At 63.7% G+C, this 25,280-nt stretch carries 19 protein-coding genes; 9 read left to right on the top strand and 10 right to left on the bottom strand.

Going from position 1 to position 25,280, the window contains the following annotated elements:
• Positions 1-20: 20 nt before the first annotated feature.
• On the bottom strand, positions 21-587 hold the full coding sequence (locus ACREP4_RS09880) for a response regulator transcription factor (RefSeq protein ID WP_431596004.1): 567 nt from the start codon (positions 585-587) through the stop codon (positions 21-23).
• A complete protein-coding gene (locus tag ACREP4_RS09885) occupies positions 584-1,807 on the bottom strand; it encodes an ATP-binding protein (protein WP_431596005.1) in 1,224 nt (407 codons plus the stop codon). Before ACREP4_RS09885 ends, ACREP4_RS09880 begins: the two co-directional genes overlap by 4 nt.
• 85 nt (positions 1,808-1,892) lie before the next feature.
• On the opposite strand from ACREP4_RS09885, the gene ispG reads away from it, so the two are divergent.
• From ispG to ACREP4_RS09900, 3 genes are all read left to right on the top strand, one after another.
• Positions 1,893-3,158, top strand: coding sequence for a flavodoxin-dependent (E)-4-hydroxy-3-methylbut-2-enyl-diphosphate synthase (gene ispG, locus ACREP4_RS09890; protein ID WP_431596006.1), 1,266 nt, complete (start codon positions 1,893-1,895; stop codon positions 3,156-3,158).
• Positions 3,139-3,828 (top strand): phosphatase PAP2 family protein, encoded by a 690-nt coding sequence (locus ACREP4_RS09895; RefSeq protein WP_431596007.1) that lies wholly within the window; start codon positions 3,139-3,141, stop codon positions 3,826-3,828. Before ispG ends, ACREP4_RS09895 begins: the two co-directional genes overlap by 20 nt.
• 317 nt (positions 3,829-4,145) lie before the next feature.
• Positions 4,146-4,793: a response regulator gene (locus ACREP4_RS09900; protein WP_431596008.1), complete on the top strand. Its 648-nt coding sequence runs from the start codon at positions 4,146-4,148 to the stop codon at positions 4,791-4,793.
• Between the two features lie 449 nt (positions 4,794-5,242).
• Here the strand turns inward: ACREP4_RS09900 and ACREP4_RS09905 are convergent, their stop codons facing one another.
• Positions 5,243-8,407, bottom strand: coding sequence for an Rne/Rng family ribonuclease (locus ACREP4_RS09905; protein ID WP_431596009.1), 3,165 nt, complete (start codon positions 8,405-8,407; stop codon positions 5,243-5,245).
• 413 nt (positions 8,408-8,820) lie between these two features.
• Here ACREP4_RS09905 and ACREP4_RS09910 point away from each other — a divergent pair, with 413 nt between their 5' ends.
• The gene (locus ACREP4_RS09910) at positions 8,821-9,795 is read left to right on the top strand and encodes an RluA family pseudouridine synthase (protein WP_431596010.1); all 975 of its coding nucleotides are present in this window, start codon (positions 8,821-8,823) and stop codon (positions 9,793-9,795) included.
• 184 nt (positions 9,796-9,979) lie between these two features.
• Here the strand turns inward: ACREP4_RS09910 and zupT are convergent, their stop codons facing one another.
• The 3 genes from zupT to ACREP4_RS09925 are packed head-to-tail and all read right to left on the bottom strand — an operon-like array spanning position 9,980 to position 11,570.
• Positions 9,980-10,789, bottom strand: coding sequence for a zinc transporter ZupT (zupT, locus tag ACREP4_RS09915; protein WP_431596011.1), 810 nt, complete (start codon positions 10,787-10,789; stop codon positions 9,980-9,982).
• A 15-nt stretch (positions 10,790-10,804) separates the two neighbouring features.
• Positions 10,805-11,221: an energy transducer TonB gene (locus tag ACREP4_RS09920; protein ID WP_431596012.1), complete on the bottom strand. Its 417-nt coding sequence runs from the start codon at positions 11,219-11,221 to the stop codon at positions 10,805-10,807.
• A gap of 1 nt (position 11,222) precedes the next feature.
• Positions 11,223-11,570: a 4a-hydroxytetrahydrobiopterin dehydratase gene (locus ACREP4_RS09925; RefSeq protein WP_431596013.1), complete on the bottom strand. Its 348-nt coding sequence runs from the start codon at positions 11,568-11,570 to the stop codon at positions 11,223-11,225.
• 90 nt (positions 11,571-11,660) lie between these two features.
• Here ACREP4_RS09925 and ACREP4_RS09930 point away from each other — a divergent pair, with 90 nt between their 5' ends.
• Positions 11,661-12,254: an NfuA family Fe-S biogenesis protein gene (locus tag ACREP4_RS09930; RefSeq protein ID WP_431596014.1), complete on the top strand. Its 594-nt coding sequence runs from the start codon at positions 11,661-11,663 to the stop codon at positions 12,252-12,254.
• A 15-nt stretch (positions 12,255-12,269) separates the two neighbouring features.
• A complete protein-coding gene (locus ACREP4_RS09935; protein WP_431596015.1) occupies positions 12,270-14,096 on the top strand; it encodes a hypothetical protein in 1,827 nt (608 codons plus the stop codon).
• A gap of 224 nt (positions 14,097-14,320) precedes the next feature.
• On the opposite strand, the gene ACREP4_RS09940 is transcribed toward ACREP4_RS09935, so the two are convergent.
• Both ACREP4_RS09940 and ACREP4_RS09945 read right to left on the bottom strand, forming a co-directional pair.
• The gene (locus tag ACREP4_RS09940; protein ID WP_431596016.1) at positions 14,321-14,782 is read right to left on the bottom strand and encodes a c-type cytochrome; all 462 of its coding nucleotides are present in this window, start codon (positions 14,780-14,782) and stop codon (positions 14,321-14,323) included.
• 9 nt (positions 14,783-14,791) lie between these two features.
• Positions 14,792-15,160, bottom strand: a complete 369-nt coding sequence (locus tag ACREP4_RS09945; protein ID WP_431596017.1) for a c-type cytochrome — start codon at positions 15,158-15,160, stop codon at positions 14,792-14,794.
• Positions 15,161-15,396: 236 nt separating this feature from the next.
• On the opposite strand from ACREP4_RS09945, the gene ACREP4_RS09950 reads away from it, so the two are divergent.
• The 3 genes from ACREP4_RS09950 to ACREP4_RS09960 are packed head-to-tail and all read left to right on the top strand — an operon-like array spanning position 15,397 to position 23,073.
• Positions 15,397-16,533, top strand: a complete 1,137-nt coding sequence (locus tag ACREP4_RS09950) for an efflux RND transporter periplasmic adaptor subunit (protein WP_431596018.1) — start codon at positions 15,397-15,399, stop codon at positions 16,531-16,533.
• On the top strand, positions 16,530-19,997 hold the full coding sequence (locus tag ACREP4_RS09955; protein ID WP_431596019.1) for an efflux RND transporter permease subunit: 3,468 nt from the start codon (positions 16,530-16,532) through the stop codon (positions 19,995-19,997). Before ACREP4_RS09950 ends, ACREP4_RS09955 begins: the two co-directional genes overlap by 4 nt.
• A gap of 4 nt (positions 19,998-20,001) precedes the next feature.
• Positions 20,002-23,073, top strand: coding sequence for an efflux RND transporter permease subunit (locus tag ACREP4_RS09960; protein WP_431596020.1), 3,072 nt, complete (start codon positions 20,002-20,004; stop codon positions 23,071-23,073).
• 441 nt (positions 23,074-23,514) lie between these two features.
• Here ACREP4_RS09960 and ACREP4_RS09965 read toward each other — a convergent pair whose 3' ends face one another.
• Together ACREP4_RS09965 and ACREP4_RS09970 are read right to left on the bottom strand one after the other, a co-directional pair.
• Entirely contained in the window at positions 23,515-24,747 is a 1,233-nt protein-coding gene (locus ACREP4_RS09965) for a TraB/GumN family protein (RefSeq protein WP_431596021.1), read from the bottom strand.
• Complete coding sequence (locus ACREP4_RS09970; protein WP_431596022.1) at positions 24,740-25,270, bottom strand: N-acetyltransferase family protein; 531 nt, start codon at positions 25,268-25,270, stop codon at positions 24,740-24,742. Before ACREP4_RS09970 ends, ACREP4_RS09965 begins: the two co-directional genes overlap by 8 nt.
• Between the last annotated feature and the right edge of the window lie 10 nt (positions 25,271-25,280).

Raw genomic sequence — 25,280 nt, forward strand, 5'->3', positions numbered from 1 at the left:
ATCAGCTCACAGCTCGCGCGTCACCGATTCGGATCCCGCTCCGGGCTGGGTCGTTTGGTCAGCTTCCGCTGCAACGAACGCCGATGCATGCCCAGCAAGCGCGCCGCCGCCGAGACATTGCCGCCGGTTTCGTGCATCGCTTGTTGAATGTGTTCCCACTGCAACCGGCTGATCGGCGTCATCGAATCCGGTGGTTCGATTTCTTCCGGCTCATCGCCCGCTTCATCCTCTTCGCCCAACGCACGCAGAATCATCTGCACCGTCGCCGGCTTGGGCAGGTAGTCGTCCGCGCCCAGCTTGATGGCTTCCACCGCCGTGGCGATGGAGGCATAACCGGTGACCAGCAGGATGCGCATGTCCTGGCGCAACTCGCGCAACGGCTGGATCAGATTGAGGCCGGACTCGCTGCCCAGCTTCAGGTCGATCAACGCAAATGCCGGCGGCGATTGCATGGCCAGCTGCAGTGCGCCGGCGATATCGGCAGCAGTGAGCGCTTCAATGCCGCGCCGCGCGAGCGTGCGTTGCAGTGTGCGCAGGTACAAAGGGTCGTCGTCGACCAGCAGCCCGTGTGTGGCGGGAGCATTCATGCGTTTACCTCGGTGTTGTCCAACGGCAGGCGAAAGCCGACGCGGGCACCCAGGCCTTCGGCCGGGCGCATCCACAACTCGCCGTGCAAGCGTTCAATGGTGGCATGGGACAGGGCCAGGCCAACACCCATGCCATCGGTTTTGCCGCTGTTGAACAGCGTGCCGGGCAGGGCGGCATCGTGGGCGTTGAAGCCCGGCCCGTAGTCGCGCACCTCGCCGTACAACTGTCCGTCGCGCACGCGGATGTCCAGGTCGATTTGTGGTCGTCCGCTGAACTCGCCGGCATCGGCGGCATTGTTGAGCAGCACCTGCAGCAGATGACCAACGCCCGGGTCCAACTTCAGCTGCAGTGGCGCATTGGCGTTGCGGCGCAGTTGGATGGTCGGGCGGACCAGGCGCCATTGTTCCAGCACGCTGCCGATGGAAACCGGCGTGCGGCTCGCGCCTTCGGCCGGGGCGGCCAAGGCCAGTACGCGCTCACGGCATTGCACCAGCAGCTCGCGCAGGGTTTCCAGGTCGTCGCGCATTTCCGGGTTGTCGGCGCATTGCTCGGCAATGTCGTCGGTGAGCAGGGTCATCGTTGCCAATGGCGTGTTGAGTTCGTGCGCCACCGAGGCGGCATGTGTGGCCAGGGCGACGATGCCTTCATTGCGTACAAAGCGTTCGCGCAACAACGCCAGCTGATTCTCTCGCTCGCGCAATGCCGCCGCCAGCCGCGTGGAGAACACCAATACCACCACGCTGGACAGCAGGAAGTTGGCCGCCGCGCCCCACAGGTGCAGATTCAGTGAATCGAAGTAGCCGCCCTGCAGCGGCAGCCCGAACACGGCGCTCAAGGCATAACCGGCAACGCAGGCTGCCGCCACCGCATGCGTCCAGCGCAGCGGCAGCGCTAGCGCCGCCAGTGCGATCAGGATCAGGAACAGCGAACCAAACGGATTGGAGATGCCGCCGCTCCAGCCCACCATCCAGGTCAGGACCGTGACATCCACCAAGATGTGGCCAAACGCGGTCACCGGTGCCGGGTTGCTGTCGTGCACCCGCAGCTGGGCGTACAGGTTGAACAGCGCCAGCACCAGGACGCCGCTCCATAGCGGAATCTGCGGCAATTCCAGTCCCAGCAGCCAGGTGGCGACAAGAATGGTGGCGGCCTGGCCGGCAGTGGCCAGCCAGCGCAGGCTGCACAGGGTGCGGAGAAACGAGGTGTCAGGGGAATCCATGGGCGCAATCGTATTCTGTCAGGCCCGCTGACACACAACGGAAGGTTCATCCCGATGTGGCGACGGTCGCGGTAAAATGCGCCCCATGCACGACGCCGTTACCCGCCCAACACCGCCCACCGACGCCACCTCCTGGCCTCGCCGTATCACCCAAGCCGTGAACATCGGTGGCATAAAGGTGGGCGGAGGCCATCCTGTGGTCGTCCAGTCGATGACCAATACCGACACCGCCGACATCGCCGGCAGCGTGAAGCAGGTGGCACAACTGTGGCGCGCGGGTTCGGAAATGGTGCGGCTGACCGTCAACAATCCTGAGTCGGCAGCGGCCATTCCGCGCATTGTCGAGAAGCTGCAGATGATGGGCATCGACGTGCCCCTGATCGGCGACTTCCATTACAACGGCCACCAGTTGTTGACCCAAGAGCCGGCCTGCGCCGAAGCATTGGCCAAGTACCGGATCAACCCGGGCAACGTCGGCTTCGGCAAGAAGAAAGACACGCAGTTCGCGCAGCTGATCGAATTCGCCATCAAGTACGACAAGCCCGTGCGCATCGGCGCCAACTGGGGCTCGTTGGATCAGGCGCTTGCCGCCAAGCTGATGGACGAGAACAGCCAGCGTGCGCAGCCATGGGATGCTGGTCGCGTGCTGCGCGAAGCCCTGATCCGCTCGGCGCTCGATTCGGCGCAGACCGCTGTTGAGCTGGGTCTGCCGCACGACCGTATCGTGTTGTCGGCCAAGGTCAGCGGCGTGCAGGAGCTGATTGCGGTGTACCGCGATCTCGCCACGCGTTCTGATTTCGCACTGCACCTGGGCCTGACTGAGGCGGGTATCGGCAGCAAGGGCATCGTCGCCTCGTCGGCGGCGCTGGCTGTGCTGTTGCAGGAAGGCATCGGCGACACCATTCGCATTTCGCTGACGCCCGAGCCGGGCCAGTCGCGCACGCAGGAAGTCATCGTGGCGCAGGAGTTGCTGCAGACCACCGGCCAGCGCGCTTTCACGCCAATGGTCACCGCGTGCCCCGGTTGCGGCCGCACCACCTCCGAGTTCTTCCAGGAGCTGGCCAAAGTGGTGCAGAACCATGTGCGCGAGAAAATGCCGGTCTGGCGTATCAGCCATCCCGGCGCGGAAAACATGACGCTCGCGGTGATGGGCTGCATCGTCAACGGCCCCGGCGAATCGCGTCACGCCAACATCGGCATCTCACTGCCGGGCACGGGTGAAACGCCGGCCGCGCCGGTGTTTGTCGATGGCGAAAAGAAGATCACGCTGCGCGGTGAAAACATCGCCCAGGAATTCGTGGCCCTGATCGACGACTACGTTGAGAACCGTTATGCCCGAAGCTCCGGTTGATTCCCGGAGCGAGGCCGCGGGCCTACGGCGCTGGCTGGCCCACAATGCGTGGCGGCTGGTGCTGTTGTTCGTCGGTGTGCTGCTGCCGCTGGCAGGCTTTGTTTCGCTGGCCGATGAGATCCACGAAGCCGAAGCCTTCCATTTCGACGATGCGCTGCTCTGGAAAATGCATGGTTTGGCATCGCCGGCTCTGAACAGCTTCTTCGTGCTGATGTCCAAGCTGGGGTACCAATGGGGTGTAATCCCCGCCGACATACTTATCGTTGGCGCGTTGCTGCTGATGCGGCGTTGGCGCAAAGCGGCATTTGCCGCTGCGGCGTTCATCGGCTCGGCGCTGCTGAATCTTGGCAGCAAGCAGATTTTCCAGCGCGAACGCCCAAGTCTTTGGGAGTCGGTTGCGCCGGAAAGCACGTTTAGTTTCCCCAGCGGCCACGCAATGGGCTCAATGACCTTGGCGCTGACCGTGGTGTTGTTGCTTTGGAATACCCGTTGGCGTTGGCCCGCACTGTGCGCGGCGGCGGTCTTTGTCGCGCTGGTGGGTTCGGCCCGGGTGTACCTGGGCGTGCATTACCCGTCGGACATTCTCGGTGGCTGGTGTGCTGCCTTGGTATGGGTACTGGGCGTATACATGGTGATGTTCCGGCGCCGTTGGTCGCTACCCGCACCCTGATTTTCGTCTGCGGATTGTCAGCAATTTTGGCTCAGAAATATCTTATTTGTATCGAAGAAATGACCTGATAGCCGCGTCTTTGCTCCTGCCACATAGTGGCTACGGCAACGACGGAACAAGTTTCGCCGTTGCCCTGACGCCACGGGGATGACCAATCTGATGTTTTTCAGCCGATAGGAATGCAGGGGTTGGTCACTTCTGGTCGATAATACGCGTGCTCTGTGCCAAAGGATGACGAGGGAGGCCGTCATTCTGGATTTCCGGCTTCTGGGGAATGGCCAAGGCTTCAACTGTCACCTCGCCGAGAGGAATGCGTCATGACCATCAAGGTTTTTCTCATCGATGACCACGCGCTTGTGCGCACTGGCATTCGGATGATTCTTTCTGGACAAACCGAAATCGACGTTGTGGGAGAAGCGGACAGTGGCGAAGTGGCGCTGCCGCAGATTCGTCGCCTCAAGCCGGATGTGGTGCTCTGTGATCTGCACCTGCCGGGATTGAGTGGGTTGGAGATCACCGAGCGGATCGTTAAAGGCGATCACGGCACGCGGGTCATCATTGTCTCCGTGCTTGAAGACGGGCCGATGCCCAAGCGCCTGCTGGAAGCTGGCGCATCGGGTTATGTAGGCAAGGCCGGGGATTCGCGTGAATTGATCCGAGCCATCCACGATGTGGCGCTGGGCAAGCGGTATCTGGCCAACAGCATTGCGCAGAACCTGGCCTTGTCGAATCTTGAGGGCGATGACTCACCGTTTGATGCGTTGTCGCCACGCGAACTGGAAGTGGCTTTGCTGCTGATCCAGGGGCATCGCCAAGAGGAGATTGCGCGGCGCTTGTGCCTCAGCGCAAAGACGGTGAACACACACAAGGCGCGCTTGTTCCTGAAGGCGGGTGTGCAGGACAACATCGCGCTCGCCCGCTTGGCCGGTCAGTATGGAATCGGTGATCCGTCGCGGGCCATCTGATATTCGCAGGTCTCGCTGATTGGTAGCGGAAATGCTGGAACAGGAAGAATGAGCGGCCAATGGCCGCTCATTTTTTATGCGTCCTGGCCAGAGCTATAGGGTCACCGGCAGGAGTTGGAGCCCCCGGGCCCGGGTAAGTGCAGGGCGCCCGGGGCTTTCGCATTCCGCTCCCAGTGATCTGTCGACAAATGCAGCGGTGAAATTTGGCCGCGCAAAGGGCGGCCTTAGGACTGATTGGCACAACCGAATGGAGCGAACTGAGCACAAGCGCGGCATCCGACAGATAGCTTCTGTTGCGGGCGATTGAATAAGTTGATGGGGCGGTATTTTTCCGCACCACCAAAGCATCTCCAGAGCCACTGCAATTCCAGATAGTTGCGGGCTGGGGGCGAAGCAACAAAAAAGCGGCCGTTGCCGGCCGCTTTTTCGATTACTGCAGTGGTGGTTGATCAGGCGTTACGCGGCTGATCTTCTTCCACTTCTTTCTCGGCTACTTCCGCGACTTTGGCCGGTTCAGCAGCAGGCGCGACGTCTTCCTGCGGCTTGCTGCTTTCAGTGGCGGCCGCCTGGGCGAACAGTTGGCCGTTCTCCGGTGCAGCCGGTGCCGGCGTTTCCTGCTGGGTCGCCGCGGGGGCAACTGCTTCCGGGGTCACTTCAGCAACGACCGGAGCGGCAGCTTCAACTGCAACCAGCGCTGGAGTCGGCGCGATCTCGACAACGGCGGGTGCCGGCTTCGGGGCTTCGGCCACCACCGGCGCTACAGCGACCGGTGCTGCGATGACCGCGGGCGTGGCTTCAACGATCGGTGCTTCTACGACGACCGGCGTTTCGACCACGACCGGCGCTGCTTGAACGACGACCGGTGCAGGCGTTGCAGGCAGTTCCTGTACGGGCGCTGCTGCTACCGGAACCGGCGAAGCTTCGACGACTGGAGTCGGCGCGGCAACGAAGTCAGGCTTGGTCGCCGCCTGAACAACCGGCGCTTGTACAGCGACAGGTGCCTGAGCAGCCGGTGCGACGCTGGCAGCGACAGGCGCAGCCTTCACCGGTGCCGGGGTACTGGCTGGTTCGTCATCAAAGTCGAACTCGGGCTGGCTGCTGGCTGGGGTCGATGCCGATGCTTCGGCGACTTCGCCATCATCGAACTCGTCGCCGCCATCTTCGTCACCGCTCAGGATCTCGCCTGCTGCAGCGCCTTCGGCATTGCCGCGACGACGACGACGGCCGCCGCGACGACCGCGACGACGACGGCTACCGGCTTCACCGTTGCCTTCCTCGCCTGCGACGGCGGGGGAGGTTTCGTCGGTGACGGCGAGCGTTGCAACCTGCTCATCGGACTCGACAACCGGCTTGGTGGCTTCTGTTGCCGGCGACGTAGCGTTGACCGGCGTTACCGGCAGATTGATCGCTTCCGCTGCAACCACGGCACCGGCGGTGACTGCATTGCTGGCAACCTGAGCGCCGGCCTGCGGCTGACGGGCGGGCTTTTCGCTCGCCTGCTGCGGCTGTGCAGCCTTCTCGGCATCCTGCGGCTTGGGCTGCTTCTGCGGCTTTGGCTGCTTGGGTTGCTGCTGCTCGTTGCGCGGCTTGCCTTGCTGGCCCTGCTCATTGCGCGGCTGCTTGCCCTGCTGGGCCTGCTCGTTGCGCTGCTTCTGCGGCTGACCGTTGTTCTGGTCCTTCTGTTCCTGAGCCTGCGGCTGGGCGTTGTTGGCACCCTGGCGACGGTCTTCACGGCGCTCATCGCGACGGTTGCCGTTCGCGTTGGCATTGCCGCCATTGCGAGCCTGCGGGCCGTTGTTGCCACTGCGGCCGTCGCGACGCGGGTTGCGGTCATTGCGGTTGTTGCGGCCGCCTTCCTGGCGCTGCGGCTGGGCGGGAGCGGCTGCCGGGGCGGTTTCGCCGCCGAACACGCGCTTGAGCCAGCCCATCACGCCACCTGCCGCCGGAGCAGCGGGTGCAGTAGCAACCGGTGCTGCCGGTGCGGCTTCTTCGGCGATCTCACGCAGCGGCGCCGGCTGGCTGTGCTTGACGTGGGTCACGGCCGGTGCCGGCGGGATGTTCAGCTGTGCCTTGGTCAGGGCGTGAACAGGCAGCTTGCGCGGGGTGCCGCGCTGGTAGCTCGGCTTGCCGGACTCGTCGCCCATTTCGTTGTCGCGCAGGCGCGTGACTTCGTAATGCGGGGTGTGCAGCTGCTCGTCGGCGACGATGATGATCGGCGCGTCGTGACGGGTTTCGATCTCGCGCAGGGCACTGCGCTTCTCGTTGAGCAGGTAGTTGGCGATCTCCACCGGGGCCTGTACCAGCACCTGCCCGGTGTTTTCCTTCATGGCGTGCTCTTCGGCGACGCGGATGATCGACAGCGACAGCGACTCGATGCTGCGCATGCGGCCTTGGCCGTCACAACGCGGGCAGACGATCTGGCTGGATTCGCCCAAGCTCGGGCGCAGACGCTGGCGGCTCATTTCCATCAAGCCGAAGCGCGAGATGCGGCCCAACTGGACGCGGGCGCGGTCGTACTTCAGCGCGTTCTGCAGACGGTTCTCGACTTCGCGCTGGTGCTTGCTCGAGGACATGTCGATGAAGTCGATGACCACCAGGCCGCCGAGGTCGCGCAGGCGCAGCTGGCGAGCCACTTCTTCAGCGGCCTCCAGGTTGGTCTGGAACGCGGTGTCCTCGATGTCGGTGCCCTTGGTGGCACGGGCCGAGTTCACGTCGACGGCGGTCAGCGCTTCGGTCTGGTCGACCACGATCGAGCCGCCCGAGGGCAGACGCACGTTGCGCTCGTAGATCGCCTCGATCTGCGATTCGATCTGGAAGCGGTTGAACAGCGGGATGTCGTCTTTGTAATGCTTGAGCTTGCGCAGGGTCTGCGGCATCACCTGCTGCATGAACTCGCGGGCGGTCTCATACAGCTCTTCGGTGTCGACCAGGATTTCGCCGATGTCCGAACGCAGGTAATCGCGCAGGGCGCGCACGATCAGACGCGACTCCTGGTAGATCAGGAACGGCGCAGGCTTGGTCAGTGCGGCTTCGGCAATCGAGCGCCAGACCTGGAGCAGGTAGTCCAGATCCCACTGCAGCTCTTCGGCATCGCGGCCGACGCCGGCGGTGCGGATGATCACGCCCATGTCGTCAGGGATGTCGAGCTTGTCCAGCGCTTCCTTCAGTGCTGCGCGGTCTTCGCCCTCGATGCGACGCGAAACGCCGCCAGCGGACGGCGAATTGGGCATCAGCACCATGTAGCGGCCGGCCAGCGAGATGAAGGTGGTCAGGGCGGCGCCCTTGTTGCCACGCTCATCCTTGTCCACCTGGACAACGATTTCCTGGCCTTCGCGCAGGAGTTCCTTGATGCCGGCCTTGTTGTGGTCGACGCCAGCCTGGAAGTAATCGCGGGAGATTTCCTTCAGCGGCAGGAAGCCGTGGCGTTCGCCGCCGTACTCGACAAAGGCGGCCTCGAGCGACGGCTCCAGGCGGGTGATGCGGCCCTTGTAGATGTTGGACTTCTTTTGTTCCTTCGACGGCTGTTCGATGTCGATGTCGTACAGGTTCTGCCCGTCGACGATGGCCACGCGCAGCTCTTCAGCCTGCGTGGCATTGATCAGCATTCGCTTCATTGTGCGTTCCTCGCGCGCTGCTACCGCGCGGAACGCCATGGGGTTTCGCCTCTGGACACGGGTCGCCGTCCAATCGCGCAGGCGCGGGTAGGGCAGCTTGGGTTTCCAGCGCTACGACACCACGGCAGGCCGCGGGAGCGCTTCTATTCTTGTTTTATAGGTGTTTCAGGGCCGGCGGCTGCCTCCGGCCAAGGCCGGGGGCGTCGCGCGGGACATTGGTTTCGTCCAGCACGGATGCCTTTTGGCAACCGGCGATGGCCGGGAACGCCGACGAGCCGCTAACATGGCCGCCCCGGGGGCGGTGGCCGCGCACTGTGCCGGATTCGTAGGGAGCGGGGCTTCTGGCCCTGACCAACTTCCAACGAAATCAAACCCTTATATCGCGGCCCGAGTGTAGCAGAATAAATAGGCTGATGACTGACTCCGACCACCGCAGTACCCCGCCCGCCGCCAAGACCAGCGTGCGCATGATCAAGGTTTCCGAAGACCGTGCTGGACAGCGCCTGGACAACTTCCTGCTCGGCCAGCTCAAGGGCGCGCCACGCAGTTTGGTGTACAAGCTGGTGCGCAGCGGCCAGGTCCGGATCAACGGCGGCCGTGCCAAGGCCGAGCGCAAGCTGGAGGTGGGCGACGAGGTGCGCGTGCCGCCGGTCAATCTCATTGAGGTGGGAGAAAAGACGCCGCCGCCGAGCAGCTTCCTGCAGCGTATGGAGGAAGCCATCGTCTTTGAAGACGCCAAGCTGCTGGTGATCAACAAACCGTCCGGCGTGGCCAGCCATGGCGGCAGCGGCATCAGTCATGGCGCCATCGAAACCATGCGGGTGTTGCGCCCGACCCAGAACCTGGAACTGGTGCATCGGTTGGACCGGGATACCTCGGGCTTGCTGATCATGGCCAAGAAGCGTTCGGCGCTGACCGAGCTGCAGGCGCTGATGCGTGAGGACCGTGGCGGCATCCAGAAACGCTACCTGACCCTGCTGGTCGGCCGGATGCCGGACGGGGTGATGAGCGTGGATGCGCCGTTGCACGTTGGTTTGAGACAGGGCGGTGAGCGCCATGTCCAGGTCAATCCGGCCGGCAAGGCGTCGCTGAGCCATTTCCGCGTGCTGGAACGGCGCGGTGGACATTCTTACTGTGAGGTTCGGATCGAAACCGGCCGTACCCACCAAATCCGCGTGCATGCCCAACATATCGGGCATGCGGTGGCTGCGGATGACAAATACGGCGATCCTGCAGTCAACAAGCGGCTTCGTGAGCAGATCGGCTTGAAACGCCTGTTCCTGCATGCAGCTTCGTTGGAGTTTGCGCTGGACGCTGGCAAGACACCTTACGTGCTCAACGCACCGCTGGCGCCGGAACTGGTCGAGGCGCTGGATCGCCTGGCCTGAGCAAGGCCGCAGGTCCGGTAGAAGAAGGGCGGGGATGCAAATCCTCGCCCTTTACTAATGAATCAACCAGATCAGAGCAAAAACTGAATGGGGCAGGGCTCCTGGCTCCAACTTCATCAAGGAACGAGAGGCAGCAAGCCTTCTCTCATTCCCCGCTCCCAGCTCCCCGATCCCTGCTTCAGCATCACCACTTGAACAGCACCAGGCTGATCGCGATGGTCGCCATGCCGATGACCAGTCCGTAGACGGTCTCGTGGCCCTTGGCGTAACGCTTGGCCGCGGGCAGCAGTTCGTCCAGGGCCAGGAACACCATGATGCCGGCGATCAGGCCGAACACGGCGCCGAAGGTGGCATGCGACAGCGAGCCGGCCAGGGCGAAGTAGCCGATGGCCGCACCGACGGGTTCGGCGAGGCCTGACAACAGGCTGGCGCCAAAGGCATACGACTTGCGTCCGGTGGCGAAATACACCGGCACCGCGATGGCGATGCCTTCCGGGATGTTGTGAATGGCGATGGCGAACGCCAATGGCAAGCCGACCGACGGGCTTTCCAGAGTCGCGAAGAAGGTCGCCAGGCCTTCCGGGAAGTTGTGCGCGGTGATCGCAACGGCGCTGAGCAGGCCGACCCGGCGAATGCTGCTGCGGTTCTTTTCCTTGAACGCCGGGTCCTGCTTGTCCAGGGTTTCGTGCGGATTCGGCACCAGGTGGTCGATCAGCACCACCAGCAGCACGCCGCCGAGGAACCACAGCGTGCCGTAGGTGAAGCCGAGCCGTTCGCCGTAGCTCAGGGCGAACGAAGCGATGGACTTGTTCAGGATTTCCGACAGCGACACGTAAACCATCGCGCCGCCGGCGAACGCCAACCCGAAAGCCAGCAGGCGCGGGTTCGGGCGCTTGGAGAACAGCACCATCAGGCTGCCGATGGCCGTGGCAAGGCCAGCGGCGAAGGTCAGCCCGAACGCCATCCATAGATTGTCAGTGGAGATTCCGTGCATGTAGAGGCCGGGCGATCAGCCGCCGCGGCGTGCCTGCTCTTCAATGGCAAAGCATTCGTTGGGTTTGGGGTCCGGCGGATTGAAGCTCACCGGCACCTGGATGGTGGTCGGCACCGGCTGGCCGTTGCGGGTGGCGGCATTGAACTTCCACTCGCGCACGCGGGCGACGGCCGAGTCATCCAGCCGGCTGTTGCCGCTGCTGGTGAGCAGGGCCACTTCGGTCGGCGTGCCCTGCGGGCCGACCACGACCTTGAGCACGCTCTTGCCGCCTACGCCGGTGCAGGCCAGGTCGGCCGGGTAGTCCGGTGGCGGAGTCTGTACGGCGGCAACTTCGGTTGGGGCGATGACCGGCGCGGCCGGTTGATCGGAGGAATTGCAGGCGCTCAGCGACACGGCAGCAGCGAGGGACGCCAACAGCAAACGCAGTTTCATGTCATTGCTCCGTTAATGCGGATGCCTTGGCGGCACAGATGAAGTCGTTCTCGCTCAGGCCGCCCACATCGTGGGTGGAGAAGCGCACCACGGCGCGGTCGTAATGCACGCCCAGATCCGGGTGGTGGTCTTCGGCATGCGCGATCCAGGCCAGCGCGTTCACGAAGGCCATCGTGCCGTAGTAGTTGTCGAAGCGGAATGTGCGCACCAGCGCCAGGCCGTTTTCGGCCAGCTCCCAGCCCGGAAGCTGCGGCAGCAGTTCTGCCAGGCGGGCCTGGCCGAGCCGGTGCTCGCTGCCTTTGCGCGGGATGCAGTGGGCTTGCGCCAAGGGAATCAGGTCAGGGGCCATGCGAACCTCCATCAAACAGGTGACTGAACAGTGTCGCCGGTGGAATCAGTGTCCCATCAGCGTCAACCAAGACACGGCTAGAATACGCGCATGATCCAGATCTCAGATACCGCTCAAAGCTATTTCCGCAAGTTGATCGAACGCGAGGCCGTGCCCGGCATGGGCGTGCGCCTGAGCGCCGTGGAGCCCGGTACGCCGCGTGCCGACGCGCGCCTGGAGTTTGCCGACCCCAGCGAACTGCTCGGTGATGAGTGGGCGATCGATTGCGATGGCTTCACCTTATATGTCGCGTCCACCAGCGTGGGTTGGCTGGACGGCGCCGAGATCGACTTCGTCACCCAGGCCGCTGGCACCCAGCAACTCACCATCAAGGCGCCGAAGATCAAGGGCGAAGCGCCCGGCGATGCCGCCTCGATGGTCGAGCGTGTGCATTGGGTGGTGGAAAACGAAATCAATCCGCAGCTGGCCTCCCACGGTGGTCGGGTGGCGGTGCAGGAAGTGTCCGCCGACGGCGTGGTGTTGCTGCGCTTCGGCGGCGGTTGCCACGGTTGCGGCATGGCCGATGTGACCTTGAAGCAGGGGATCGAGAAGACCTTGATGGGACGGGTGCCCGGCGTGACCGCCGTGCGCGATGCCACTGACCATGACACCGGTCAGGCCCCGTATATCCCGCGCGCGGTCTGAGGCGGTAGCCGCCGCATGCCGGTGACGTCAGTTACCGACTTTATTGACCTGCTGGCCACGCGCCGGCAGGCCAGCATCTTGCACGACCGTCGCACCGGCATGCCGTACAGCTGGAGCCACTGGGTGCGCACGCGCGCGTCCAAGGCGATGTCGGCCTTTGCCGATGCCGATGTGGCCGGCGTTATCGCCGCCAAACCGGAGCGACCGCGTGAGCGCGCTCCGAAGCCGCGTCCGTTCTTGCTGACGATGCTGTTGCTGCTTTGGCAAGGTGGTGATCCACCGCCGCGCGACCAGCGCGTGATGCGCGGGTTTGCGGCCTTCTTCAGTGCTGCGCTGCATTTGTTGTTCGCCCTGCTGCTGGTGTGGGTGGCGTTGATCCGCAGCCCGGCGCCGGAGCAGAGCGCTGAAGAAGGCGAGCGCGTACAGATCGAATACATCGGTAAAGGCACGCCGGACGAAGAAGGCGGTGGCGCTCCACAGGCGCAGGGACAGGAGCAGGCGGATGCGTCGGCTGCGGCATCAGCGTCAGCTTCATCGGCGGCTGCAAGTGCGAATGCCAGTGCCTCGGCAGCTGCGGCGCCTGCGGCGGCCCCCGCCGAACCGACTGCGACGGCTGCCGCCACTCCTGCCGAAGTAACGGATGACGAACAGCCGTTGGTGCCGATTGATGCATCAAAGCCGTCGCCGGAAATGCCGATCGCGCAGCCACTGCAGGTAACCGAGGCGCAACAGCCGACGACTGATTTCGTGCTGCCGCCACCTACGTTGCGGCCGCCCGCGTTGAGCACGCCGAGTGTCAGTGCGCCGCAGGTGCAGGTGCGCGAACGTGTGGTGGAAACGGCGGCGGAGCGTCCGCAGGTCACGCAATCCGCACGCGCGCCGCCCAGCGTGCAGCCGCAGCTGAAAACGTCGGACGTGCAGGTGCGTGAGCGACAGATCGAAACCATGCCGCAACAGCAGGTCGCGATGGCGCAGGTGCGTCAGCGCGTGGCCGATGTGCAGATGACCGGCCCGGAGATGGCGGTGCGCGAGCGTCAGGTGGAAGCGGCTTCGACGCAGCCGGTGGCGATGGCGCAGCTTCGGTCCAACGAAACCAGCAGCGTGCAACTCAAGACGCCGACGGTCGCAGTGCGTGAGCGGCAGCTTCCGGGTGCACCCGATGCTGCGACGTCTTCCGCTGCACCTGCGGGCGCTGCGGCAAAACCCGCCAGTGCGACCGGCGCCGGCGCGGCAACGTCTGCGCAATCCAGCAATGCCGCGCAGGGCAGTACCGCCGCTGCCAATCCGTCGCCACGACCGGGTACGAGTGCCGGTGCGGGACCGAAGCCGCAGGATCGTAGCGGCGGTTGGGATTCGCCGGTGCGTTCGGACGATTGGGGTGCATCGCAACGGCAGGTGGACGGCAGTGCCGGTGGGCAGTCGGACAAGGGCCGTGGTTTATTCAATGCCGATGGTGGTGTGCGACTGGCCGACGAGGGCGCAGGCAAGGACAACGCACGCGGCGCGCCGGGCGGTGATGCGGATACATGGACGCGCGACCGCATTTCCGATTCGGGAACCTGGCTCAAGCGGCCGCCGTACGATTACACGCCGACCTCGTTCGAGAAATATTGGGTGCCCAACGAGTCGCTGCTGGCCGAGTGGGTGCGCAAGGGCATCAAGAGTGTGGAGATTCCGATCCCCGGCACGAGCAACAAGATTTCGTGCGTGGTGTCGATGCTGCAGTTTGGCGGTGGGTGCGGGTTGACCAACCCCAATATGCAGGAGCAGCCGGCCGAGGCGCGGCCGCCACCAGATATCCCGTTCAAGAAGGAATTGCAGGAAGACAACGGCAGCCGTTGATTGTCTTTTTTTCGCACCTTTCCCCTCTCCCCAACCCCCCGCTTCGCGCCCCGGCCTTCGCTAGGCGCGAAGGCGCTAGTGGAGTAGCGAATCAATGATTCGCAAGCTACTCCTCGTCCCCCCGCAGGGGGAGAGGGGCTTTAATGCAGCAGTTCACGGCCGGCAAGCCAAAAAAGGAAGCCGCCCAACAGGCGGCTTCTTTTCGTTCGGACTGCAGCGCTTGCTCAGTTCACGCCATGCAGATCGCGTAGCTGGCTGGGGCGTGAGCCGAAGTAGGCGGCCAGGTCGGCGATGTCCTGGTCGCTGAGGTTGGCGGCTTGCGGCGTCATCAACATGTGGTCGCGGTTGCCGCTGCGGTACGCCTGCAGGGCGTGGGCCAGGTAATCGCCGTATTGCCCGCCCAATCGCGGGTACGTCGGGTCGATGGGCTGGTTGCCGTCGGCGCCGTGGCAGTCGATGCAGCTTTGGCCGGTCGCTTTGCCCTTGGCGTTGGCCAGGTGCTCGCCGGCGGCGGTGCGCCCCTGCGGTAGTCCGGCCGACGAACTGGCGCCGTGTTCGCCGCTGGCATGGCCAGGATCGGCGGCGGATGTATCCGCGGATTCCACCTGTGACTGCGAACAGGCCGCCAGTGCAAAGGCGGCCAGCAGGACGACGGACAAGCGCGTTGCGTGCGTTGCTTTCGACATGGGCGATGCCTATTTGACGGTGGACAGGTAGGCGGCGAGATCAGCGATTTCCTGCGGGCTGAAGCTCATGGATTGCGCCTGCATCGTCGGATGCTTGCGCTTGCCTTCGCGATACTCGGTGAGTGCCTGGGTCAGGTACTCGGCCGACTGGCCACCAATCTTGGGGACGCGGTAACTGGGATAGGCATTCTTGTAGCCGGTGATGCCGTGGCAACCCTGGCAGGTATAGGCCAGGGTTCGTCCGGTGTCGGGCTGGCCGACCAGTGGAGTGGCCGGCGCGGGTGATGCGGCGGAATCAGACTGCTGAACAGCGTTGGCGGCCCCGATGGGCAGGGCGAGAGCCAGAGCGAAACAAGCGGCGAGCGGCTGCGAGCGCATGGTTTCCTTGTCCGGTAAGCGGGTCTGGGGTTCCGCCGTGGGGACACGGAACGGGCCGAGTATAGCCCGCGTATTTAGCTGTTCGGAACCGGTTGGAGATGCTGCGGTGCGTCACCGGATTTGCAAGGCGGATCGCCAAGCTGGGTACACCCATGACCTTTGGCGCATGGTGGTCATGTGGGGTGGTGCAATACTTTGCTACAACACCCAGCCAATGCATCCCCAGGGACCTGACGATGTCGCGATTCTTTTCTCAGCACGGCCGCACCGGAAGCTGCGCTGCTGCACTCCTGATCACCACTTCCTTGCTGTTGGGCGGCTGCAAGCCCGGCGGCGAAGAGGCCCAGGCCAAGACGCCGGATGAGCAGAAGGCCAGTGATGCGGTGCCGGTTGAAGTGGCCAAGGCCGAGCGCCGCGCGATTGCCGCCAGCTATGCGGGCACCGCGACGCTGGAGCCGCGCGCGGAGTCGCAGGTGGTCGCAAAGACCTCCGGTGTGGCGCTGGCGGTACTGGTTGAAGAAGGGCAGCTGGTACGCGCCGGGCAGCCGCTGGTTCGGCTGGACCCGGACCGCGCCCGCCTGAGCGTCGCGCAGAGCGAAGCGCAGATGCGCAAGCTGGAAAACAGTTACCACCGCGCCGAGAAACTGGTGCAGCAGCAGTTGGTCAGTGCGGCGGATGTGGACCAGTTGCGTTATGACTTGGAGAACGCGCGCGCCATGTACCGCATGGCGACCTTGGAGCTGTCCTACACCACGGTGGTGGCGCCGATTTCCGGTGTGGTTGCTTCGCGCGACATCAAGCCGGGCAACTTCGTGCAGATCAACTCGCCGATCATTCGTATCGTCGACAGCGCCCGCCTGGAGGCAACGCTCAATGTGCCCGAGCGTGAGATCGCCAAGCTCAAGCCCGGACAAGTGGTGTCGCTGCAGGTTGATGCGCTGCCGGGCAAGAGTTTCAGCGGCGAGGTGAATCGCGTGGCGCCGGTCGTGGACACGGGCTCGGGTACGTTCCGCGTGGTGACCAGTTTTTCTGGTGACCAGGAACTGCAGGCCGGCATGTTCAGCCGCCTGAGCATCAACTACGACCAGCGTGCCGATGCGCTGGTGGTGCCGCGTGCCGCCTTGCTGGAAGACGGCGGCAAGCCGGCGGTGTATGTGGTGCGCGACGGCAAGGCCGTGCGTACCGAACTGGCGCTGGGCTATGACGATGCGGGCTTCGTTGAAGTGCGCAACGGCCTGCAGCAGGGCGATGAAGTGGTCATCGCCGGCAAGGCTGCATTGCGTGAGGGCAGTGCGGTGCAGGTGATCGGCAAGGAGAAGGAAGTGGCAGCGGCGGCCAAGGCGCCGGCAGCTGCACAGGCGTCCAAGCAATGAGTGCGCACCAACCGTCGAGTTCTGGCGGTGGCTTCGACCTGATCGAATTCGCCACGCGCCGCCGCGTCACCATCGCGATGATGACGCTGACCCTGGTGTTGTTCGGCCTGATTTCGCTGTCCAGCCTGAAGGTCGAGCTGCTGCCGGACCTGAGTTATCCCACCTTGACCGTGCGCACCGACTACGAAGGTGCCGCGCCAGCAGAAGTGGAAACGCTGATCTCGCAGCCGGCCGAAGAAGCGCTGGGCATCGTCAAGGGCCTGCGCAAACTCAAGTCGATCTCGCGCACCGGTCAAAGCGACGTGGTGCTGGAGTTCGCTTGGGGCACGGACATGCAGCAGGCAGGGCTGGACGTGCGCGACAAGATGGAGACGCTGCAGTTGCCGCTGGAGGCCAAGCCCCCGGTATTGCTGCGCTTCAATCCGTCGACCCAGCCGATCATGCGACTGGCGCTGTCGTCCAAGCAGGAGGCAGGCAACGAGGCCGACGCGGTGCGTCGCCTGATGGAACTGCGCCGTTACGCCGACGAAGACCTCAAGCGCAAGCTCGAGCCGGTCAGCGGCGTGGCTGCGGTCAAGGTCGGCGGTGGTCTGGAAGATGAGATTCAAGTCGATATCGACCAGCGCAAGCTGGCCGCGCTGGGGCTGTCGCTGGACACGGTGATCCAGCGTTTGCAGCAGGAGAACGTGAACCTGTCTGGCGGCCGTCTGGAAGAAGGTTCGCAGCGTTACCTGGTGCGTACGGTCAACCAGTTCACCACGGTCGAGCAGATGCGTGAAATGCTGCTGACCACGGCCAGCGGTTCCGGTGCCGCCAGCACCACGGGCGAGAACCGTCAGCTGATGTCGGCCATCCTCGGCAGCAGCGACCCCAACGTGATCGCCGCGATGCGCAGCGATGGCAGCAGCAGTGCGCCCAGTGTGCGGCTGAAAGACGTGGCTCAGGTGCGTCAGGGTTACAAGGAACGCGAGGCAGTGATCCGCGCGGCCGGACATGAAGCCGTGGAGCTGGCGGTCTACAAGGAAGGCGATGCCAATACCGTTTCCACCGCAGACGCGCTGGAAGCCAAGCTCGAACAGATCCGCAAGGAAATGCCCAAGGACATCGAGATGACGACGGTGGAGGACCAGTCGGTCTTCATTCGCCACGCCATCAAGGACGTCAAGATCGATGCGGTGATCGGCGGCCTGCTGTCGGTGCTGATCATCTTCCTGTTCCTGCGTGATGGCTGGAGCACGTTCGTGATCTCGCTGTCGCTGCCGATCTCGATCATTGCCACGTTCTTCTTCATGGGCCAATTGGGCCTGAGCTTGAACGTGATGTCGCTGGGCGGTTTGGCGCTTGCCACCGGCCTGGTGGTGGATGACTCGATCGTGGTGCTGGAATCGATTGCCAAGGCGCGTGAGCGCGGCATGGGTATTCTGGAAGCGGCGATCAAGGGCACCCGCGAAGTGTTCATGGCCGTGGTTGCCTCGACCCTGACCACCATCGCGGTGTTCCTGCCGCTGGTATTCGTTGAAGGTATCGCTGGCCAGCTGTTCCGCGACCAGGCGTTGACGGTGTCGATTGCCATTGCCGTGTCGCTGGTGGTGTCGATGACCTTGATCCCGATGCTGAGCGCGTTGAAGGGCCGTCCGCCGTTGGAATTCCCGGCGGAGGATCCGCGCGAGCCGTGGCGCCCGGAAAGCCGTTGGAAGAAGCCGGCCGCCTACGCGGGCCGTGGCATCGGCGCGATGTTCCGCTATGGCTTCTACGCTGCGGCGTGGGCGGTGGTGCGCGTGTTCCGTGGCCTCGCTGCAGTGGTCGGCCCGGTGATGCGCAAGGCCAGCGATCTGGCGATGGCGCCGTACGGCCGTGCGGAAGCAAGCTACCTGCGCGCGCTGCCGGCGGCATTGAAGCGTCCGTGGCCGGTGCTGGGTTTTGCCACGCTGGCGTTCGCCTTGACCTTGGCCGCACTGCCGTTGCTGGGCGTGGACTTACTGCCGCAGCTGGCCCAGGACCGCTTCGAGATGACCGCCAAGTTGCCGCCGGGAACGCCACTGGCGCAGACCGACGCACTGGTGCGCGAAGTGCAGCGCAAGCATGCCAACGAAGACGGCGTGCGCCTGCTGTACGGCGTGTCCGGTACTGGTACGCGATTGGATGCCAGCCCGACCGAGAGCGGCGAGAACATCGGCAAGCTGTCGGTGGTGATGAATGACACCAAGCGTGAGCCGGAACTGACCGAGAAGCTGCGCGAAACCATGAAGGCCTGGCCGTCGGCGCAGGTGGATTTCGCTCGTCCGGAACTGTTCGCGCTGTCGCCGCCGCTGGAAATCGAAATCGAGGGCAACAATCTCGAAGACATCCGCGTCGCCGGCAATCGTCTGGCCGGCATGCTGCGCGAAAGCCCGCACTATGCCGACGTCAAATCGACCGTGGAGCAGGGTTTCCCGGAGATCCAGGTGGTGTTCGACCAAGATCGCGCTGCGGCGCTTGGCCTGACCACGCGCCAGATCGCCGATGCGGTGGTCAACAAGGTCAAGGGTAATGTCGCCACGCGTTACAGCTTCCGTGATCGCAAGATCGACGTGCTGGTGCGCGTGCAGGAATCCGAGCGTGCATCGGTCAACGACATCCGCCGTCTGATCGTCAACCCGACTGGCGCCAAGCCAATCGAGCTGGGATCGGTGGCCGATGTGGTCGCCACCACCGGCCCCAGCGAGATCCACCGCGCCGACCAGCGTCGCGTGGCGATTGTCTCGGCCAACCTGCGCGACATCGACCTGGGCAAGGCCATTACCGAAGTGCAGAGCATGGTCGCCAAGAACCCGCTGGGTACGGACGTGGGCATGCATATCGGCGGTCAGGGCCAGGAGTTGGGCGAGTCCATCCGCTCGCTGTTGTTCGCGTTTGCGCTGGCCGTATTCCTGGTCTACCTGGTGATGGCATCGCAGTTTGAATCGCTGCTGCATCCCTTCGTCATCCTGTTCACCATTCCGCTGGCCCTCGTCGGCGCGGTGGCCGCACTGTTGTTGGCGCGCTCTCCGGTATCGGTGGTGGTGTTCATTGGTTTGATTCTATTGGTCGGCCTGGTGGTGAAAAACGCCATTATCCTGATCGACAAGGTCAACCAGCTGCGCGAAGAGGGTGTTGCCAAGCGCGAGGCATTGGTGGAAGGCGCACGCTCACGTCTGCGCCCGATCATGATGACCACGCTGTGCGCGGTGTTCGGCTTCCTGCCGCTGGCCCTGGCCTTCGGTGAAGGTGCCGAGGTGCGCTCGCCGATGGCGATCACGGTGATCGGCGGCTTGCTGGTTTCGACCATGCTGACCCTGCTGGTCATCCCGGTGGTGTACGACCTGTTGGACCGCAAGCCGGACGAGTATTACGCCGAGCGTGGCCGTCGGGCACGTCAGGCGATGGCCCAGGCTGAGCAGGTGTTGAGCCACGAACAGGACGCCATCGGCGGCATCAAGGACTGACCGGATGAACATCACCGAGCTGTCCATCCGCCGCCCCGTCACCACCATCATGTTGTTCGTGTCGATGGTGGTGATCGGCCTGATCGCTGCGCTCAAGCTGCCATTGGAAGCCGAGCCGGAAGCGTCCATTCCGTTCTTCTTCATTGCCTTGCCGTATCCGGGTTCGACCCCGGAAGAAGTGGAGCGCAACCTGCTGCGGCCGGTGGAAGAGGCCATCGCCACGATGCCGGGCATCAAGACGATGAACTCGCGGGCCAACGCAGAGGGCGGCCAGATCCAGGTCGAATTCAGCGACTGGAACCGCGACATCGCCATGGCCGCATCCGAGGCACGCGAGCGTATCGACGCGGTGCGCGACGAGCTGCCGGATGACTTCCGCCGTTATTACGTGCAGCGCTGGAGCACCAGCGACCAGGAAGCGATCAGCCTGCGTCTGAACAGTGCGGAGGACCTGACCGCGCGCGCCGACATGATCGAACGCGCCATCAAGCAGCGCCTGGAGCGCCTGCCCGGCGTGGCCCGCGTCGAAGTGGAAGGCGTGGCCAAGCAGGAAGTGCTGATTGCCCTGGACAAGGACCGCATCAGCGCGCACGGCGTGGCGCTCAATGAGTTGGTGCAGAAACTGCAGGCGGCTAATTTCGCCGTTTCGGCCGGGCAGATCACCGAGGACGGGCGGCGCCTGCGCGTACAGCCCAAGGGTGAACTGCTGGAAGTGCAGGAGCTGCGCGACCTGCCGGTCAACAACCGTGGCACGCGTCTGTCCGACATCGCCGAGGTCAGCCTGCAGCCGCAGCGCATGAGCTATGTGCGCCGGATGGAAGGCAAGCCCAGTGTCGGCGTGGACATCTACAAGGAACGTTCGGCCAACCTGGTGGATCTGTCGCGGGCGGTGAACAAGGAAGTCGAGCGGCTGGGTGAAGACCCTGCGTTGCGCGGCGTCGATATCGAAGTGGCCTGGGACTCCGGCAAGGCGGTCACCAGCTCGCTGCTGGCACTGGCCGAAGCTGGCGCCATCGGCCTGTTGCTGTCGGTGATCGTGTTGTACGCGTTCCTGCGGCATTGGCCGTCAACGCTGATGGTGTCGATGGCGATTCCCATCTGTTTCATCATGACGCTGGGCTTCATGTACTTCACCGGCATCAGCCTGAACATCATTTCGATGATGGGGTTGTTGCTGGCGGTCGGCATGCTGGTGGACAACGCCGTGGTGGTGGTGGAGAGCATCTACCAGGAGCGCGAGAAGTACCCCGGGAAACCGGAGATGGCTTCGATCATCGGTACCCGCCACGTGGCCATCGCGTTGTCTGCCGGCACGTTGTGTCACTGCGTGGTGTTCCTGCCGATGATGTTCGGTGAAAAGAACATCATCACCATCTACCTGACCCAGCTGGCGTTGACCATTTCGTTCTCGCTGCTGGCTTCGTGGCTGGTGGCGGTGAGCCTGATCCCGATGCTGTCGGCGCGGATGAAGACCCCGCCTGCGTTGAAGTCGCCGTTCATCAGCCGCCTGCAGGAACGCTATGCGCGGATACTGCGCTGGACCCTGCAGAATCGTGGCTGGAGTGTGGCCGGCATCGTGCTGGTCTCCGTGCTCAGCGTGTGGCCGATGACCCATACCACCGGCGGCGGCGATGACAATGATCCGGACGAGATCAACATCTTCTACCAGTGGAAGGGCTCCTATTCCAAGGAAGAGATGGGCAAGGAAGTGGAGCGGGTGGAGGACTTCGTCAATGCGCACCGCGACGAGTTCAAGATCAAACGCGTGTACAGCCGGTTTGCCGAGCAGGGCTGGGCGCAGACCCGCTTGTACCTGAGCATCGACGACCGCGAGCAGAGCAAGAAGATCGAGGAAGAAGTGCGCAAGGGTCTGCCGCAGTCGGCGCGCGCCAAGATCGGCATCGGTTGGCCGGGTGGCATGGGCAGCGATGGGCAGGGCCTGCGTTTCAGCCTGGTGGGTGATTCCAGCCAGACCCTGCGCGAGCTGGCCGATGACATCGTGCCGATCCTGGCGCGTGATCCAAAGCTGCGCGATGTGCGTGTGGACGTGGGCGATGCCAACTCTGAGCTGGCGGTGCGGGTGAACCGCGAGCGTGCCGCGTCGTACGGGTTCAGCGCGCAGCAGGTGGCGCAGTTCGTCGGCATGGCGCTGCGTGGCTCGTCACTGCGTGATTTCCATCGTGATGACGTGGAAATTCCGGTCAATGTGCGTTTTTCAGGTTCTGAGAAGTACAGCATCGAGGACCTGTCCTCGTTCATGGTGCGCAGTTCCAGCGGCAAGGAAATCCCCTTGCTGGCGATGGTGGATGTCAACGTCAACCCGGCGGCGAACTCGATCCAACGCCTGAACCGGCAGACCATGCTGCGCATCGAAGCCGGCCTGGCCAAGGACGTGCCGATGGACCAGGCACGCAAATCGGTGGAAGAAACGCTGGACCGCGTGCAGTTCCCGCCAGGCTATGGCTATACGTTCAGCGGTGCGGGTTTCAACATCAACTTCGACGGCATGGATCAGATGAAGAACGCGATTTTGATCGCGCTGATTTTGATGATCGTGATCATGGCTGCCGTATTCGAATCGTTGCTGTTCCCAGCGGCGATCATGTCCTGCGTGCTGTTCTCGATCTACGGCGTGTATTGGTTGTTCTGGCTGACCGGCACCGAGATGAACATCATGGCGGTGATCGGCATCCTGGTATTGATGGGCGTGGTGGTGAACAACGGCATCGTGATGATCGAGCACATCAACAATCTGAGGCGACGCGGCGTATCGCGTACCGAGGCATTGATTGAAGGCAGTCGTGAGCGACTGCGGCCGATCATGATGACGATGGGCACGGCGATCCTGGCGATGGTGCCGATTGCGTTGAACACGACCACGGCTGATGGCATGCCGCCGTATTACCCAATGGCGCGCGCGATTGCTGGTGGTTTGGCGTTCTCGACCGTGGTCAGCCTGCTGTTCCTGCCGACCATCTATGCATTGCTGGATGATCTTCGTACCGGCACGGCGCGATTGGTGCGACGCGCGCGTGGGCTGCCTGCACTGGAGCAGGGGGCTGTTGCTGAGAGCTGATTGCTTGGAGGACAGGGCGGCAATGGTTGCTGCGATTGCGAACAGCAAAGACAGTAGCAACAGCTGAAGCAAGCGCTCCCCTCACCCCTACCCCTCTCCCGCAAGCGGGAGAGGGGGCAGCCAAAGCGAAAGCCAAAGCGAAAGCCAAGGCAAAAGCCAAGGCAAAAGCCAAGGCAGAAGCCAAGGCAGAAGCCAAGGCAGAAGCCAAGGCAGAAGCCAAGGCAGAAGCCAAGGCAGAAGCCAAGGCAGAAGCCAAGGCAAAAGTCTGCGATCAGGTTTGCGCAGCCGGAAGCCGGGGAGGCGGCAGTGCAAGAAAATACATGAGAACCAATCCCCTCTCCCGCGTGCGGGAGAGGGGTAGGGGTGAGGGCGCTTTTGAGCTTCTAACGCTTCAAGCGCTCCTAGCGCTCCTAAAGCTCTAGATTCGAAGGCCTCAAGGCCTTACCCAGCCAACTTCCCATAAACAATGAACCCCGTCAGCCACAAGCCCAGCATGCTGCCCAGGTTGGTCAGCACGAAGGTCAGCACGATGCGGGTGACGCGATTGCGGTACCAGCCCTTCACTGTCTGCGCATCGTCACGCAGCTGCAGGAAGTCCTGATAGGTCGGCTTGCGCAGGCGCGTTTCCACCAGCGCCGAGAACGCACCAGTGGGAATGCTCAAACGGAATGGCTTGAACGGCGCCACCACAATCGCGGTGAGGATGCTCAGCGGATGGCTCGCGGCCAGCAACGCGCCCAGTCCGGCCAAACCGCCGGTGTACATCGCCCAGGTCGCGAGCATCTGTGTGCCCATGTCCAGGCCGCCGCGCCAGAAGCCAATCCCGATGCCCGTCAGCACCACTGCAAGAATGCCCAGCGTGATCCACGGAATATTGCGCTTCTTCGGCACCAACTCCAGCTGCTCACGCAGCGCATCGGGCGCCTCGTTATCGCTTTCAAGATAGCGTGCCAGCCCGGCCAGATGACCGGCGCCAACCACCGCCAGCACGTTGCGCTGTTCGCTGTTGTGTTCCTGACGCAGGCGCGTGGCCATGTAGCGGTCGCGCTCGCCAATGATGGCTTCGTACAGCGCCGGGCTTTCATTGGCGAATTCACCAAAGCTCGACTCCAGCATGTCGCCTTGCTTCAGCTTTTCGATCTCGTCTTCGCCCACATCCTCCGAGGAGAACAGGCCGGCGCCGAGCCCGGCAACCAGTTTCAACTTGCCAAAGAAGCCCAGCTGTTGTGACGCACGGCGGAAGGTCAAGCCGACATCGCGGTCGATCAGATGCACCGGCAGATTCTTTTCATTGGCCAGCGTTACCGCGCGCTTGAGTTCGGCGCCCGGCTCGATGCCCAACTGCTCGGCAAGCCGGCGCTGGTAAGCGGCCAACGCAAGGTTGGCGGCAAACAAGGCGACGCGGCCCTTGCGGATCACTTCGACCAGATCCAGCTGCGCAAGCGCGTTGGGATTGGTCAGTGCCTGCAGGCGCTGCGGGTCCAGTTCGACTGCGACCGCATCGAACTGGCCGCTGCCAATGGCGTGCTCCACCGCCTGCACACTTGCCTGCGACACATGCGCAGTGCCGAGCAGGGTGTAGCGCACGCCATCGCGTTCGACGATGCGCACCGGCTGGCCGGCCAGCACATCGCCGCCTGCATCAATAGGGGTTTCATTCATGGGGTCATTCATTCGTGGGGGCGCTGTCGGCACCGTCGCCGAGCGCGCGTTGCATCTGCACCGTATCCAGCCAGCGCCCGTGCTTGCGGCCAAGGCCGCGGAAGATGCCGACCAACTGGAAGCCGAAGCGTTCGTGCAGCTTGATCGATGCCGTATTGGTGGGTTCGCCGATCACCGCGATCATCTGCCGGAAGCCGCGTGCGGTGCAGTCGTCGATCAACGCCTGCATCAGCGCGCTGCCAACGCCGTGGCCCTGGAAGCGCGCATCGACATAGACCGAGTTCTCCACCGTCCATTGGTAGGCGATGCGGCCGCGATACGTGTTGGCGTAGGCGTAGCCGGCCAGCGCACCGTCGAGCGTGGCGACCAGGTACGGAAAGCCGCGCGCGAGGATGTCGCTCATGCGCTGCGCCATTTCGCTCTCGGCTGGCACCTCGTATTCGTAGGTGTTGACCAGTTCACGCACCTCCACCGCGTAAATCGCGGTGATGGCGGGAATGTCGGCCGCGGTGGCCGGGCGCAGCTGCAGGTTCACGGCAAGCCTT

The organism is Stenotrophomonas sp. (assembly GCF_050737575.1).
In the GTDB taxonomy this organism is placed as follows: domain Bacteria; phylum Pseudomonadota; class Gammaproteobacteria; order Xanthomonadales; family Xanthomonadaceae; genus Stenotrophomonas.

Coding starts and splice junctions, on each gene's coding strand:
- ACREP4_RS09960 (WP_431596020.1), top strand. CDS start 20,002: ATGAACATCACCGAGCTGTCCATCCGCCGCCCCGTCACCACCATCATG.
- ACREP4_RS09895 (WP_431596007.1), top strand. CDS start 3,139: ATGCCCGAAGCTCCGGTTGATTCCCGGAGCGAGGCCGCGGGCCTACGG.
- ACREP4_RS09905 (WP_431596009.1), bottom strand. CDS start 8,407: ATGAAGCGAATGCTGATCAATGCCACGCAGGCTGAAGAGCTGCGCGTG.
- ACREP4_RS09900 (WP_431596008.1), top strand. CDS start 4,146: ATGACCATCAAGGTTTTTCTCATCGATGACCACGCGCTTGTGCGCACT.
- ACREP4_RS09885 (WP_431596005.1), bottom strand. CDS start 1,807: ATGGATTCCCCTGACACCTCGTTTCTCCGCACCCTGTGCAGCCTGCGC.
- ACREP4_RS09950 (WP_431596018.1), top strand. CDS start 15,397: ATGTCGCGATTCTTTTCTCAGCACGGCCGCACCGGAAGCTGCGCTGCT.
- ACREP4_RS09945 (WP_431596017.1), bottom strand. CDS start 15,160: ATGCGCTCGCAGCCGCTCGCCGCTTGTTTCGCTCTGGCTCTCGCCCTG.
- ACREP4_RS09925 (WP_431596013.1), bottom strand. CDS start 11,570: ATGGCCCCTGACCTGATTCCCTTGGCGCAAGCCCACTGCATCCCGCGC.
- ACREP4_RS09940 (WP_431596016.1), bottom strand. CDS start 14,782: ATGTCGAAAGCAACGCACGCAACGCGCTTGTCCGTCGTCCTGCTGGCC.
- ACREP4_RS09880 (WP_431596004.1), bottom strand. CDS start 587: ATGAATGCTCCCGCCACACACGGGCTGCTGGTCGACGACGACCCTTTG.
- ACREP4_RS09910 (WP_431596010.1), top strand. CDS start 8,821: ATGACTGACTCCGACCACCGCAGTACCCCGCCCGCCGCCAAGACCAGC.
- ACREP4_RS09920 (WP_431596012.1), bottom strand. CDS start 11,221: ATGAAACTGCGTTTGCTGTTGGCGTCCCTCGCTGCTGCCGTGTCGCTG.
- ACREP4_RS09965 (WP_431596021.1), bottom strand. CDS start 24,747: ATGAATGACCCCATGAATGAAACCCCTATTGATGCAGGCGGCGATGTG.
- ACREP4_RS09935 (WP_431596015.1), top strand. CDS start 12,270: ATGCCGGTGACGTCAGTTACCGACTTTATTGACCTGCTGGCCACGCGC.
- zupT (WP_431596011.1), bottom strand. CDS start 10,789: ATGCACGGAATCTCCACTGACAATCTATGGATGGCGTTCGGGCTGACC.
- ispG (WP_431596006.1), top strand. CDS start 1,893: ATGCACGACGCCGTTACCCGCCCAACACCGCCCACCGACGCCACCTCC.
- ACREP4_RS09955 (WP_431596019.1), top strand. CDS start 16,530: ATGAGTGCGCACCAACCGTCGAGTTCTGGCGGTGGCTTCGACCTGATC.
- ACREP4_RS09930 (WP_431596014.1), top strand. CDS start 11,661: ATGATCCAGATCTCAGATACCGCTCAAAGCTATTTCCGCAAGTTGATC.